This is a genomic window from Alcanivorax sp. UBA3183, assembly GCF_002364155.1.
Classification (GTDB): domain Bacteria; phylum Pseudomonadota; class Gammaproteobacteria; order Pseudomonadales; family Alcanivoracaceae; genus Alcanivorax; species Alcanivorax jadensis.
In genome coordinates, this window is the sequence record NZ_DEXN01000017.1 from 94807 (window position 1) to 107414 (window position 12608).

Below are 12608 nucleotides of genomic sequence, written 5' to 3' on the forward strand. Positions count from 1 at the left end.
AACGCCTACCCTACCCGCTGAACTAACCGGCCTTGCGGGCCTCCACCGCCTCGGCCAGCTGATCCAGGATGCCCTGAATGTCCCCGTGGCGGGTTTTCATGCTGGCACGGTTGACGATCACCCGGGTGGAAATATGGGCGATCAGTTCGGTGGGCTCCAGACCGTTGGCGCGCAGGGTATTGCCGGTATCCACGATGTCCACGATGCGGTCGGCCAGACCCACCAGCGGCGCCAGCTCCATGGCACCGTAAAGTTTGATCACTTCTGCCTGTTTGCCCTGCTGGGCATAGTAAGCCTTGGCCACGTTGACAAATTTGGTGGCCACGCGCAGGCGTCCCCCCGCATCCGGGGCATCCTTCACCGCCGCTACCATCAATTTGCAACGAGCGATATTCAGATCCAGGGGTTCGAACACGCCGTCGCCGCCATGCTCCATGAGCACATCCTTGCCGGCCACACCGATATCCGCCGCACCGTGCTGCACATAGGGGGGCACATCGGTGGCGCGAATAATGATGATTTTCACATCATCGCGGGTGGTATCGAAGATCAGCTTGCGTGACGCTTCCGGATCTTCCAGCAGTTCAATGCCCGCCGCTTTCAGCAGCGGCAGGGTTTCCTTGAGGATGCGCCCCTTGGACAGGGCGATGGTCAACGGCTTGGTCATTACGACGCTCTTTCCCGATCAGCGCGGGACGCGGCGAATCACCGCACCCAGCGATTGCAGTTTCTCTTCAATACACTCATAGCCGCGATCGATGTGATAGATACGGTCTACCGTGGTTTCCCCTTGCGCCGCCAGCGCCGCGATCACCAGGGAGGCGGAGGCGCGCAGGTCGGTGGCCATCACCGGCGCACCGGTAAGCTGCTCCACACCGCGACAAATAGCGGTATTGCCCTGCACTTCGATATCGGCGCCCATGCGGTTCATTTCCTGCACATGCATAAAGCGGTTTTCAAAGACCGTTTCCACAATGGTGCCGGTGCCCTCGGCGATCAGGTTCAGGGCCATGAACTGAGCCTGCATGTCCGTGGGCATGGCCGGGTACGGCGCGGTCCGCAGCGAGATGGCCTTGGGCCGACGACCCTCCATGTCCAGCTCGATCCAGTCGTCACCGGTGGTAATTTTTGCGCCGGCTTCTTCCAGCTTTTGCAGCACCGCATCGAGAATGCCTGGCACGGTGTCCTTGGTCTTGATACGGCCACCGGTGATAGCAGCGGCAATCAGGTAGGTACCGGTTTCGATACGGTCGGCGATCACTTCATGATGACCGCCGTGAAGACTCTCCACCCCTTCAATAGTGATGGTGTCGGTACCGGCGCCACTGACCTTGCCACCCATGGTGTTGATGAAGTCAGCCAGATCCACCACTTCCGGTTCGCGGGCCGCGTTTTCCAGGTAGGTGGTGCCTTCCGCCAGCGCCGCCGCCATCATCAGGTTTTCGGTACCAGTCACGGTCACCGTATCCATGACAATGCGAGCCCCCTTGAGACGGCCCTCCACAGAGGCGTGCACATAACCGTTGGCCACTTCGATGGTGGCGCCCATGGCCTCCAGCCCGCGCAGGTGAATATCCACCGGCCGCGAGCCAATGGCACAACCACCGGGCAGCGACACTGAGGCCCTGCCAAAATGAGCCACCATGGGGCCCAGTACCAGGATGGACGCACGCATGGTCTTCACCAGCTCGTAGGGAGCGGTGAGTTCCTTGATGGTGGTAGCGTTTACTTCCACGTTCATGCGGTCGTCGATCACCACGTGGACGCCCATGCGACCCAGCAGCTCGATCAGGGTGGTGACATCCTGCAGATGCGGCAGGTTGCCCACGGTGACCGGCTCGTCGGCCAGCAGGGTGGCGGCCAGGATCGGCAGTGCTGCGTTCTTGGCGCCGGAAATACGGATTTCGCCGTCCAGACGCCGACCGCCGGTGATGATCAATTTATCCATGAACTGTCTCTAGGCTTGTCAGAAGGCCGGGCGCAATGCCTCAGCCGATACCCATTTTCTGGGCTTTTTCCCACTCGGCCGGGGTATAGGTAATGATCTGCACCGCGTGGATAGTATTGCTCTGGATCTGCTCGTTGATGGTCGCGTACACCAGCTGCTGCTTCTTCACCGGCATCAGGCCGTCAAAGGCGGTAGATATCACGCGAATCTGGAACCGGTCGCCGCCGCCTTCCACCGCCACGGCGGCACCATCAAAACCGGCTTCGACCAGCGCTTTTACCTCTTCCGGATTCATGTTCGCTCCTCATCGGGGCCGACAGCGGCCCGAACAGCAAGGAGCGGGACAGACCCGCTCCTCGGTAAAAACGGCAATAATACGCGAGCCGGCGCCCCCTTGCCACGGCGGCGGCGGCCGAACAATCAGCTCTTCTGGTCTTCACCCTCGATGCCGGCGTCGATCTTGGCGTCCGCGGACCAGTTGTCGATCACCTTGTCGATGTCGTTGTACTGCTGCATACCCTGGGCGAACTGGCTCTGGAAGGTATCGCGCAAATCCAGACCGTTGACGTAGACATTGATCACCCGCCACTGATCATCACGCTGGAACAGGGTGTAATAGATCGGCACGGTCTTGCCGGAGTTGGTTTTCACCTCCATGCGCACCCGTGCATAGTCGCCCTTACGGTCCCCTTCCTGCATGGGCAGGGTGGTAATCTTCTGACCTTCATAAAGGGTGATGCCGGAGGCATAGGTGTTGATCAGGCTGTTCTTGAACACATCCAGAAAGCGGTACTTCTGCTCCTTGCTGGACGGTCCGAAGTAATCGCCCATCACCATGCGGGTGATACGCTTGAAATCCACAAGGTCGCCCAGCTCCTCGCGCACCAGTTCCCTGGCCCGGTCCGGGTTCGTTTCCAGTTGCTCCCGCTCCGCTTCAATGCGGGATGTCATGCGCTCCACCGCTTCCATCACCACTTGCCGCGGATCATTTTCCGCCGCCGCCAAAGAGGCCATGGCGGTAAGCACCATCGCCAGCCAGATCCGGATCACACGCTGCAAATGCATAGAAGACTCCCTGTTAATGTCCGGCGGTTTTACGGTTTTATACCGCTGATGTCCAGTAACACACTGAACCGCATCTGCTTTATTGGAGTCCCAAGATGTCACAACGGTTCCAAATGAAACAGAATTCGGGTCAACGTGGCCTGCCCAGCAATGTATAATCGGCCCCGACCAGAGGAGAGATGAATGAGTCACAACCACATCGGCGTGGGCCGACGGGTTCTGGACATCGAAGCCAGAGCCGTGGACGCCCTGAAAGACAGCCTGGATGACAGCTTCTCCGCCGCCTGCGACCTGATGCTTGGCGCCCGTGGCCGGGTAATTGTTACCGGCATGGGCAAAAGTGGCCATGTGGGCAGCAAACTGGCCGCCACCCTGGCCAGCACCGGCACCCCCGCTTTCTTTGTTCACCCGGGTGAAGCCTCCCACGGCGACCTGGGCATGATCACCACCGATGACGTGGTGCTGGCCCTGTCCAATTCCGGCGAAACCGCCGAAGTGCTGGCCATTTTGCCGGTGATAAAGCGCAAGGGCACCGCCCTGATCGGCATGACCGGTCGTCCGCAATCCGCGCTGGCGCAACTCTCCGACGTACACCTGACCGTGGCAGTCAACGAAGAGGCCTGCCCGCACAATCTGGCGCCCACCTCCTCCACCACGGCGGCTCTCGCCATGGGCGATGCCCTCGCCATCGCGCTGCTGGAAGCACGCGGTTTCACCCCTGAAGACTTCGCCATGAGCCACCCCGGTGGCAGCCTGGGCCGCCGCCTGCTGCTCAAGGTGGACGATATCATGCATGCTGGCGAGCGCCTGCCGGTGGTTGCCTCGGGCACTCCGCTCAGCGAAGCCCTGCTGGAAATGACCCGCAAAGGGCTGGGCATGACCGCCATCGCCCGGGACGACGGCACCCTGGCCGGCATCTTTACGGATGGCGATCTGCGCCGCATGCTGGATCGGGATATCGACATTCGCAAGGCCACCATCGATGAGGTCATGGTGGCTCAGCCGATCACCATCGAACCCGGCCACCTGGCCGCCGAGGCCCTGCAGATCATGGAAACCCGCAAGATCAATGGCCTGATGGTCTGCGACAAGGACCACAAGCCTCTTGGTGCCTTCAACATGCAGGACCTACTGCGCGCGGGGGTGGTGTAAATGCCCATGCAACTGTCGTCCATTGATACACAGAACCTGCGCCTGATGGCCTTCGACGTGGACGGGGTGATGACCGACGGGCGCATCTACTTCAGCCCGGAAGGCGAAGCCATCAAGGTCTTCAACACCCTGGACGGCCACGGCCTGAAAAAACTGGCCGCCAGCGGCGTCACCCTGGCCATCATCACCGGTCGCAACACGCCCATGGTGGCCAAACGCGCCGCCGACCTGGGCATCGCTCATGTGATACAGGGCCGCGAAGACAAGGGGGTGGCCCTGGCCGATCTGGCGCAACAGCTAGGCATCGCCGCCAGCGAGACCGGCTATGCCGGCGATGACGAACCCGACGTGAGCGCCCTGGACTGGGCCCAGCTCAGTTTTGCCCCGGCCAATGCCCATGACTGCGCCAAGGCAGCTGCCGACCACATTACCGAACGGCGCGGCGGCGAAGGCGCGGTTCGCGAAATCTGCGACGCCATCCTCGCGCAACGGAGCCCAGCATGAAGCGCCAGGGCTTGCTCAGCGCCACCGGCATCCTGATGCTGGGGCTGGTCATGCTGATGACCCTGCACGAGTGGGATGACTCCCTGCCGGGCCAAGAGGATGCCATCCTCACCGCGCCAGCCATCGTCGCCAAGGACATTACAGCACGCGCCTTTAGTGAAGATGACGGTCGTCTCCAGTACTATCTCACCGCCGAGACGCTGACCCAGTACGACCACAACCCGCTCACGGAAATGCAGCAACCTGAGCTGGAAATGGCCAACGACAAAGGCAGCTGGACCATTGTCAGCGAGCAGGGCGTGGTGCAGGAAAATGGCGACCTGATTGTTTTCTCCGGCGACGTGACAGCCAGCAATCAGCAACAGAAAATCACCCTGGATACCCAGGAGCTGCGCTTTCTCAGCGAGACCAACATCGCCAGCTCTCCCGGGGATGTTGACATAGAATTTGAATCCGGCAAGACCCGCGCGGGTGCGCTGGAGGCCGATCTCGACAAGGGCATACTGACCCTTGAAAAAGGAGTAAAGAGTGAGTTTGATGCGCCGGCTTCTTAGAACCTGCACCATCGCCCTGGCTGCGGCCCTGCCGGTGAGCACAGTGGCCGCCCCACCGCAAATGCCAGTTTCCGTCACCGCCGACTCGGGGCGTTTCGAACAGGACGCCGGCAGCGGGCTGTATCGCGGCAATGTGGAACTGATACAGGGCAAGCGGAAACTGTTTGCAGACGAAATGCGCCTGTTTACCCGCAATGGCGAACTGATCCGCGTGGAAGCGTCCGGCACCCCGGTGCGCATGGAAGAAGGTGAGGACCTGCAGGCCCACGCCAACAACCTGGTCTACGATATTCGCCAACGCACCCTGGTACTTACCGGCGACGCTTACATTGAACACCTGGGCAACACCTTCGAAGGCGCCAAGGTGGAGTACAGCCTGGATTCCAAGCGGGTTGACGCCAGCAGCGAAGGCGACAAGCGTGTGCGACTGGTGATCCCTGCCGAAAATCAGACGCCCAAGGAAGACACTCCTGCGGACAACAATACAAACGAAGAGGCGCCCGTAGAGCCCTCCTCCGAGGCGGAGCCAAACACCCTATGAGCCATTTACGTGCCCACCACCTGGCAAAAAGCTACAAGGGTCGCCGAGTCATCGAGGATGTCTCCCTGGACGTGGAGGCCGGCCAGATCGTCGGCCTGCTCGGCCCCAATGGCGCCGGCAAGACCACCTGCTTCTACATGATTGTCGGCCTGGTGGAAGCGGACGCCGGGCGAATCGACATCAACGAGGCGGATATCACCCATCTGCCCATGCATGGCCGCGCCCAGCGCGGCATCGGCTATCTGCCACAAGAAGCCAGCATCTTCCGCCGCCTGACCGTGGAAGAAAACATCATGGCGATCCTGGAAACCCGCAAGGAGCTCAGCAAGGCGGATCGCCACGAGCGCATGGAGAGCCTGCTCAAGGAATTCCATATCACCCATATCCGTGATTCCCTGGGCATGAGCCTGTCCGGCGGTGAACGACGTCGGGCAGAAATCGCCCGCGGTCTGGCCACCGACCCGGATTTCATCCTGCTGGATGAACCCTTCGCCGGCGTGGACCCGATTTCCGTGAACGACATCAAGGGCATCATCCGCCACCTGAAAGAGCGCGGCATCGGCGTGCTGATCACCGATCACAACGTGCGCGAAACCCTGGATATCTGTGACACCGCCTATATTGTCAGCGCCGGGCACATTATCGCCTCCGGCGACGCCGACACCATTCTCGGTAACCAGCAGGTGCGGGATGTGTACCTGGGGGCCGATTTCAGGCTGTAAACAAATTGACAGTTGATAGTGGACAGTTGACAGCTACGCGATAAAGGCACTTGGTTCTGAAGCCCTTTGAGGGCCGCGCCCGAACTTTAAACGCAGCCTCAGACATTGCAGATAAAGACAGGATTCCCCGCGACGCTGTCAACTGTCCACTATCAACTGTCAACTTTGCTCTCTAGCACACAACCATCATTGGCACAAATATTGCTTGCCTTATGCATAGGCTGTTATTCTCGTGTTTTGGGGATGACATCAGCCTGAGCAGTATGAAGCCAAGCCTACAACTACAAATCGGCCAGCAGCTGACCATGACACCGCAGCTGCAGCAGGCCATTCGCCTCTTGCAGCTATCCACGCTGGACTTGCGTCAGGAGATTCAGCAGGCAGTGGAAAGCAATCCGTTGCTGGAGCTGGCTGATGATTTCGGTGACGAATCCCTGCCTGACGCTGACGAAGAACGTCAGGACGAACAGGAGCTGGATACCGAGCGTGACGACGCTCTGGAAGAGTTCGTGGACGACGAACCCGGCATCGAAACGGAATGGGACGATGTCTATTCCGGCCAGACCAGCAGTGCCTCCAGCGCCCTCCCCGACGATGCCGACGACTGGCAACAACGCCATAGCATTGCCGGCAATCTTCAGGACCACCTGCTCTGGCAACTGAATCTGACCCCCATGAGCGATGTAGACCGCATTATCGCCATGACCATCATCGAGTCCCTGGACGATCGCGGCTACCTGACCGTCACCGTGGACGAGATCGTAGCGATGATGAACGCCCAGGATGACCTGCTCACCGAAGGCGACGAACTGGAAGCCGATGAAGTACTGGCAGTTCAGCACCGCCTGCAGCAATTCGATCCGGTAGGGGTCGCCAGCCTGGATCTGGCCGACTGCCTGCGGGTGCAGTTGCGCCAACTCCCCACAGACACTCCCTTTCTGGACTATGCCCTGGCCCTGCTGGGGCATCTCGCGCTGCTGGAAAAGCACGACTACGCCGCCCTGCGCCGGGTACTGCAGATCAGCGAAGAAAACCTGCTCGACGCGCTCTCGCTGCTGCGCACCCTGGACCCGGCACCCGGCGAACAGATCGGTGAAAGCCAGGTGGATTACGCGGTGCCGGACGTGATTGTGCGCCAGCACCAGGGACGCTGGCAGGTCAGCCTGAATGAGGAAGTGCTGCCCAAGGTCAACCTGCAGCAGCAGTACGCCTCCATGGCCCGCAAGGCCGGTGGCGAGGATGGTCAGTACCTGCGCAACTGCGTGCAGGAGGCCAAGTGGTTCATCAAGAGCCTCCAAAGCCGCCACGACACCCTGCTGAAGGTGGCCACCCGCATCGTTGAAGTTCAACAAGACTTCTTTGACTATGGCGAGGAGGCAATGAAACCGCTGGTTCTGGCCGAGATTGCTGATGCCGTCGAGATGCACGAATCGACCATCAGTCGGGTCACCAACCAGAAATACATGATGACACCCCGCGGCGTCTTTGAGCTCAAGTATTTCTTCTCCAGCCACGTGGGAACAGACGGCGGCGGTGAGTGTTCCTCCACCGCTATTCGTGCCATTATTAAGAAGCTGGTCGCTGCCGAGAATCCCCGCAAGCCGCTTAGCGACAACAAGCTGGCTAGCTTGTTGAACGAGCAGGGGATCAACGTGGCGCGCCGGACAGTCGCCAAGTATCGTGAGGCGATGAGAATACCGTCATCCAGCGCCCGCAAGCGTTTGGTGTAGGCGCCGGGACGGCCCAACGAGCAGGTAAAGGAGTCAGCCATGCAAATTAATATCAGCGGTCATCACCTGGAAATTACCGATGCTTTGCGAGCCTACGTAGGAGACAAATTCTCCCGTCTTGAACGGCATTTCGACCAGATTACCAGTGTCCAGGTGATTCTTTCTCCGGAACCCAAAACCCACAAGGCAGAATCCACCATCCATATTTCCGGGGCCGACGTCTTCGCCACCGCTGAAGCAGTGGACATGTACGCTGCCATCGACAAGCTGACGGACAAGCTCGACCGCCAGATCCTCAAACACAAGGAAAAGGCTGTCAGCCACAAGCACGGCGGCCACTGAACCCAAAGCGACAATTATGCGAGTTCGCGAACTACTCACCGAAGCACGCACCCATAGCGAGGTGCAGGCCAGCAGCAAGAAACAGCTGCTGGACCAGGTTGCGCAGCTGGCCGCGGCCGGCTGCGACAGCCTCAACGAACAGGAGGTCTTCGATGCCTTGGTAGCCCGGGAAAAGCTGGGCTCCACGGGCATCGGTGAAGGCATCGCCATTCCTCACTGCCGTCTTGGTCACTGCCAGCAACCCATCGGGCTGCTGCTGAAACTGTCTACCCCCATCGATTTCGACGCCGTTGACGGTCGTCCGGTAGATCTGGTTTTTGTGCTGCTGGTTCCCCAGGAAAACCCTGAACAGCACCTGAAAACCCTCAGCCACCTGGCTTCCCTGTTCAACGACGACGATTACCGTGACGAACTGCGATTGAGCAAGAACGATCATCACCTTTATCACACCGCCGTGGAATCCGAAGCGGAGCTGCGACTGGCATCATGAAGGAACGCAACACGCTTTCAGGCATCACCCGGGATATCCCCTCGTCTATCAATTTTGCGTGTCAACGTGCGGCAAATAGCATGCAAGCGGTGCAACCATGAAACTCACCATCATCAGCGGCCGATCCGGCTCGGGGAAAACCACCGCCCTGCAAGCCATGGAAGACCAGAACTACTACTGCGTCGACAATCTGCCGGTGGGCATGCTCCCGACACTGGCGGAGCAGCTTGATCAGGGTGAGCTACCCATAGAACGAGCGGCAGTAGGCATTGATGCCCGCAACCTGCCCACCCAGTTGCTGGCCTTTGATGCCATCCTGGATGCACTACACCAGCAGCAGGTAAAGACCGAAATTATTTACCTGGATGCGGACGACAGCACTCTGCTGAAGCGCTTCAGCGCCACCCGGCGGCGTCACCCGCTGGGCGCCCAGCAGGGCTCCGTGGAGGCAGCCATTCAGCATGAGCGGGAATTGCTCTCCAATATCCGCCTGCGTGCCGACCTGGTGATCGACACCAGCAACTATGACGTTCACAGCCTGCGCAACCTGATGCGCGAGCGGGTAGCCAATCGCAGCGCGGCCCTGTCCCTGCAACTGGAATCCTTTGGGTTCAAGAACGGCTTGCCCAACGATGCCGATCTGGTGTTTGACGTGCGAGTACTGCCCAACCCGCACTGGCGGGCCGACCTGCGGCCCTTTACCGGCCGCGATGACGCCATCATCGATTTCCTCCAGCAGCACCAGGCCAGCCACGACATGCTTGATGACATTCATCATTTCGTAAAACGCTGGCTGCCGGCGTTTGCTGACAGCGATCGCAGCTATGTGACGGTCGCCATCGGCTGCACCGGTGGCCGCCATCGTTCGGTATTCATTACCGAGCAACTGGCAAAACGGCTACGCAATGAGGGCACCACCCTTCAGGTCCGCCACCGCGAACTGGATTAGGCTTCCACCACTCAATGATCGAAAAGCAACTGGATATCATCAACAAGCTTGGCCTGCATGCCCGTGCTGCCGCCAAGGTGGTCAGCGTGGCCTCACGCTATGAAAGCCGCATTCACGTCATTCACAACGGCAACCCCATCGACGCCAAAAGCATCATGGGGTTGTTGATGCTTGGCGCCGCCAAGGGCACCAGCGTTACCTTTCAGGTTGACGGCAACGATGAAACCGCCGCCATGGAAGAACTCACCGATCTGTTCGGCCGCCGCTTTGACGAAGAAGAATGAAAAAACAGTTGATAGTTGATAGTTGACAGTTAACAGTTAGGGGCTCGCTCGCGGCCAGCCTGTTTTTAGCTGTCCACTGTCAACTATCACCTGTCAACTGCCTGTCCTATTTATGCCCGCCGATACCAGCCGTAGCCAACAGCACCACAAAATCATCAACCGCGCCTTGTCCAGCGGCACCTATACCCAGGTCCGTCAGCTGTTCAATAATCTGCCCGGTGCTGAGGCGGCGCATTTGCTGGAATCGTTCCCTCCCCGGGAACGGGAAATTCTCTGGCAACTGCTGAGCAAGGATCAGGAAAGCGAGGTCCTCCAGTATCTGGGCGAGGAAGTGCGGGTTGAACTGCTGCGCAATCTGAGCACCGACGAGCTGGTCTCGCTGGTGGAAGAGCTGGACACCGATGACCTGGCCGACCTCCTGCAGGAATTGCCGGACCACGTTACCAGCCAGGTCATGGCCAGCCTGGATGAACAGAATCGCGACCGGCTGGAACAGGTAATGAGTTACCCGGAGGATACTGCCGGGGGCCTGATGAACACGGATGTGATTACCATCCGCCCGGAAATCACCTTCGAGGTCGTACAGCGCTATCTGCGTCGGCGGGGTGAAATTCCCCGTACCACCGATAACCTGGCCGTGGTCAATCGCCGCAACCAGTTTATCGGGCTGCTGCCGCTGACCAAGGTCCTGATCAGCGACCCCGGCACCACCGTGCGGGAGGCCATGATCACCGACGCCGAATCCATCCCTGCCACCTTGCCCGCTCATGAAGTCGCCAAGATCTTCGAACGTCAGGATCTGGTAACCGCACCGGTGGTGGACGAAGACGGCATGCTGGTCGGCCGGATTACCATTGATGACGTGGTCGACGTGATTATCGAGGAAGCCGACCACTCGCTGATGAGTATGGCCGGTCTGGATGAAGACGAGGACACCTTCGGTTCCGTTTGGCAGACCGCTCGCCGCCGGGCTGTCTGGCTGGGGATCAACCTGCTGACCGCCCTGGCCGCCTCCGCCGTCATCGGGCTGTTCGAAGCCACCCTGGAAAAAGTGGTGGCGCTGGCCATCCTCATGCCTATCGTTGCCAGCATGGGCGGCATCGCTGGCAGCCAGACCCTGACCCTGGTGATCCGCGCTATGGCACTGGGGCAGATCCAGTCGAGCAATACGCGCTATCTGCTGGTCAAGGAACTATCCGTGGGGGCATTGAATGGCGTGCTGTGGGCCACGGTGATTGGCATTACCGCTGCGCTATGGTTCGACGACCCCAGTATCGGCATGGTCATCGCCACCGCCATGATCATCAACCTGATCATGGCCGCCTGTGCGGGCGCCATGCTGCCCATGATCATGAAAAAGATGGGCATCGACCCGGCCCTGGCCGGCTCCGTGGTGCTCACCACCATCACCGATATTGTCGGCTTCTTTGCCTTCCTGGGCCTGGCCACCGTGCTTTACGCACATTTGCTGGTCTGACTGTTGCGTTCACCCATAAAAAAGGCGCCATTGATTGGCGCCTTTTTTGTCATGCTCTACTACGAAATTTATTCCACAAAAATCTGCCGGAAAGAGACGTAGTAGGCGCCGGCCAGAATCGGCATGACGAACAGCCACCCCAGCAGTAGTGGCAAGGCAGCCACCAGCACGATCACCATGGTGACCAGCAGGTAAACGATCATGGGAATTACATTGCGGGTGAAGCCGCGAAGGCTCAGCTTCATGGCTTCGCCCACACCCTTGTTGCCCAGAAAGATCAGCGGCACGGTGAAATAGAACAGATAGACGAAGCCAAACATGGCTACCAGACCCAACAGGCCAATCACTATCATCGCTCCAGTACCAGCGCCTCCGGCACCCAACGCATACCCCAGGCCACCGAAAACAGCCCCGAGCAGCAGCATCACACCGAGCTGAGCCAGTGCCATCAGAATCAGTGGACCGGTTCGATCAGAAAACGCGGCGAACAAGTCGGCAAAATCCGAGTTGCCCTCGGTTTCCATGCGATGGAAAATTTTCACGATCCCCGCGTAAAGTAGAGGCGTCGCCAGAATCTGAGCGATCATGCCAAGCAACGGAATGATCTGGAAGGCAGAGGTGATCAGCACGGTGACCACCAGGGCCCCAAGCACCACACCCCAGTGTCCCGGCAGCATCTTGTGACCACTGCCGATCCAGCCCAGCGCGTCCCCCACACTGATTTTGCGCGGCTCGGCCAGAATGGTCAGCGGCTGTGCCGGCGGATTATTGTCATCAATCAGCTCGGCCTGCGGCTGTTGATACGGATTGATTTCACTCACGGTTTGCTCCTTTCCCGAAAAAAAATTCA

At 59.5% G+C, this 12608-nt stretch carries 16 protein-coding genes; 11 read left to right on the forward strand and 5 right to left on the reverse strand.

Going from position 1 to position 12608, the window contains the following annotated elements:
- Nucleotides 1–22 precede the first annotated feature (22 nt).
- From hisG to B3Q33_RS07880, 4 genes are all read right to left on the reverse strand, one after another.
- Nucleotides 23–667 carry an ATP phosphoribosyltransferase gene (hisG, locus tag B3Q33_RS07865; RefSeq protein ID WP_035248079.1) on the reverse strand — a complete coding sequence of 215 codons (645 nt, stop codon included), beginning with the start codon at nucleotides 665–667 and terminating at the stop codon, nucleotides 23–25.
- Between the two features lie 18 nt (nucleotides 668–685).
- Nucleotides 686–1948, reverse strand: a complete 1263-nt coding sequence (gene murA, locus B3Q33_RS07870; RefSeq protein WP_035248081.1) for a UDP-N-acetylglucosamine 1-carboxyvinyltransferase — start codon at nucleotides 1946–1948, stop codon at nucleotides 686–688.
- 40 nt (nucleotides 1949–1988) lie between these two features.
- The gene (locus tag B3Q33_RS07875) at nucleotides 1989–2243 is read right to left on the reverse strand and encodes a BolA family protein (RefSeq protein ID WP_272961595.1); all 255 of its coding nucleotides are present in this window, start codon (nucleotides 2241–2243) and stop codon (nucleotides 1989–1991) included.
- A 125-nt stretch (nucleotides 2244–2368) separates the two neighbouring features.
- Nucleotides 2369–3013 carry an MlaC/ttg2D family ABC transporter substrate-binding protein gene (locus tag B3Q33_RS07880; RefSeq protein WP_035248084.1) on the reverse strand — a complete coding sequence of 215 codons (645 nt, stop codon included), beginning with the start codon at nucleotides 3011–3013 and terminating at the stop codon, nucleotides 2369–2371.
- Between the two features lie 183 nt (nucleotides 3014–3196).
- Between B3Q33_RS07880 and B3Q33_RS07885 the strand changes: the two genes are divergently transcribed.
- From B3Q33_RS07885 to mgtE, 11 genes are all read left to right on the forward strand, one after another.
- On the forward strand, nucleotides 3197–4165 hold the full coding sequence (locus tag B3Q33_RS07885; RefSeq protein ID WP_035248086.1) for a KpsF/GutQ family sugar-phosphate isomerase: 969 nt from the start codon (nucleotides 3197–3199) through the stop codon (nucleotides 4163–4165).
- Nucleotides 4166–4669, forward strand: a complete 504-nt coding sequence (locus B3Q33_RS07890) for a KdsC family phosphatase (protein WP_035248088.1) — start codon at nucleotides 4166–4168, stop codon at nucleotides 4667–4669. It begins immediately after the preceding gene.
- The gene (gene lptC, locus B3Q33_RS07895) at nucleotides 4666–5223 is read left to right on the forward strand and encodes an LPS export ABC transporter periplasmic protein LptC (protein WP_035248090.1); all 558 of its coding nucleotides are present in this window, start codon (nucleotides 4666–4668) and stop codon (nucleotides 5221–5223) included. Before B3Q33_RS07890 ends, lptC begins: the two co-directional genes overlap by 4 nt.
- On the forward strand, nucleotides 5207–5764 hold the full coding sequence (gene lptA / locus B3Q33_RS07900) for a lipopolysaccharide transport periplasmic protein LptA (protein WP_052042806.1): 558 nt from the start codon (nucleotides 5207–5209) through the stop codon (nucleotides 5762–5764). Before lptC ends, lptA begins: the two co-directional genes overlap by 17 nt.
- Complete coding sequence (gene lptB, locus B3Q33_RS07905; RefSeq protein WP_035248092.1) at nucleotides 5761–6486, forward strand: LPS export ABC transporter ATP-binding protein; 726 nt, start codon at nucleotides 5761–5763, stop codon at nucleotides 6484–6486. The genes lptA and lptB overlap by 4 nt, the downstream gene beginning before the upstream one ends.
- Before the next feature lie 263 nt (nucleotides 6487–6749).
- Entirely contained in the window at nucleotides 6750–8216 is a 1467-nt protein-coding gene (locus B3Q33_RS07910) for an RNA polymerase factor sigma-54 (protein ID WP_035248093.1), read from the forward strand.
- A 39-nt stretch (nucleotides 8217–8255) separates the two neighbouring features.
- Nucleotides 8256–8558 (forward strand): ribosome hibernation-promoting factor, HPF/YfiA family, encoded by a 303-nt coding sequence (gene hpf, locus B3Q33_RS07915; protein WP_035248094.1) that lies wholly within the window; start codon nucleotides 8256–8258, stop codon nucleotides 8556–8558.
- Between the two features lie 16 nt (nucleotides 8559–8574).
- Nucleotides 8575–9048 carry a PTS IIA-like nitrogen regulatory protein PtsN gene (gene ptsN, locus B3Q33_RS07920; protein ID WP_035248095.1) on the forward strand — a complete coding sequence of 158 codons (474 nt, stop codon included), beginning with the start codon at nucleotides 8575–8577 and terminating at the stop codon, nucleotides 9046–9048.
- A gap of 97 nt (nucleotides 9049–9145) precedes the next feature.
- Complete coding sequence (gene rapZ, locus B3Q33_RS07925) at nucleotides 9146–9997, forward strand: RNase adapter RapZ (RefSeq protein WP_035248096.1); 852 nt, start codon at nucleotides 9146–9148, stop codon at nucleotides 9995–9997.
- Between the two features lie 14 nt (nucleotides 9998–10011).
- Entirely contained in the window at nucleotides 10012–10281 is a 270-nt protein-coding gene (locus B3Q33_RS07930; protein WP_035248097.1) for an HPr family phosphocarrier protein, read from the forward strand.
- Nucleotides 10282–10393: 112 nt separating this feature from the next.
- Complete coding sequence (gene mgtE / locus B3Q33_RS07935; protein ID WP_035248098.1) at nucleotides 10394–11758, forward strand: magnesium transporter; 1365 nt, start codon at nucleotides 10394–10396, stop codon at nucleotides 11756–11758.
- 68 nt (nucleotides 11759–11826) lie between these two features.
- On the opposite strand, the gene B3Q33_RS07940 is transcribed toward mgtE, so the two are convergent.
- Nucleotides 11827–12579: a BPSS1780 family membrane protein gene (locus B3Q33_RS07940; RefSeq protein WP_035248239.1), complete on the reverse strand. Its 753-nt coding sequence runs from the start codon at nucleotides 12577–12579 to the stop codon at nucleotides 11827–11829.
- Nucleotides 12580–12608 lie beyond the last annotated feature (29 nt).

What these genes read in the sequence shown, in the direction of transcription:
- lptA (WP_052042806.1), top strand. Translation starts at nt 5,207, where the DNA reads ATGCGCCGGCTTCTTAGAACCTGCACCATCGCCCTGGCTGCGGCCCTG.
- hpf (WP_035248094.1), top strand. Translation starts at nt 8,256, where the DNA reads ATGCAAATTAATATCAGCGGTCATCACCTGGAAATTACCGATGCTTTG.
- B3Q33_RS07885 (WP_035248086.1), top strand. Translation starts at nt 3,197, where the DNA reads ATGAGTCACAACCACATCGGCGTGGGCCGACGGGTTCTGGACATCGAA.
- B3Q33_RS07930 (WP_035248097.1), top strand. Translation starts at nt 10,012, where the DNA reads ATGATCGAAAAGCAACTGGATATCATCAACAAGCTTGGCCTGCATGCC.
- B3Q33_RS07910 (WP_035248093.1), top strand. Translation starts at nt 6,750, where the DNA reads ATGAAGCCAAGCCTACAACTACAAATCGGCCAGCAGCTGACCATGACA.
- rapZ (WP_035248096.1), top strand. Translation starts at nt 9,146, where the DNA reads ATGAAACTCACCATCATCAGCGGCCGATCCGGCTCGGGGAAAACCACC.
- mgtE (WP_035248098.1), top strand. Translation starts at nt 10,394, where the DNA reads ATGCCCGCCGATACCAGCCGTAGCCAACAGCACCACAAAATCATCAAC.
- B3Q33_RS07890 (WP_035248088.1), top strand. Translation starts at nt 4,166, where the DNA reads ATGCCCATGCAACTGTCGTCCATTGATACACAGAACCTGCGCCTGATG.
- hisG (WP_035248079.1), bottom strand. Translation starts at nt 667, where the DNA reads ATGACCAAGCCGTTGACCATCGCCCTGTCCAAGGGGCGCATCCTCAAG.
- lptB (WP_035248092.1), top strand. Translation starts at nt 5,761, where the DNA reads ATGAGCCATTTACGTGCCCACCACCTGGCAAAAAGCTACAAGGGTCGC.
- ptsN (WP_035248095.1), top strand. Translation starts at nt 8,575, where the DNA reads ATGCGAGTTCGCGAACTACTCACCGAAGCACGCACCCATAGCGAGGTG.
- lptC (WP_035248090.1), top strand. Translation starts at nt 4,666, where the DNA reads ATGAAGCGCCAGGGCTTGCTCAGCGCCACCGGCATCCTGATGCTGGGG.
- B3Q33_RS07875 (WP_272961595.1), bottom strand. Translation starts at nt 2,243, where the DNA reads ATGAATCCGGAAGAGGTAAAAGCGCTGGTCGAAGCCGGTTTTGATGGT.
- murA (WP_035248081.1), bottom strand. Translation starts at nt 1,948, where the DNA reads ATGGATAAATTGATCATCACCGGCGGTCGGCGTCTGGACGGCGAAATC.
- B3Q33_RS07880 (WP_035248084.1), bottom strand. Translation starts at nt 3,013, where the DNA reads ATGCATTTGCAGCGTGTGATCCGGATCTGGCTGGCGATGGTGCTTACC.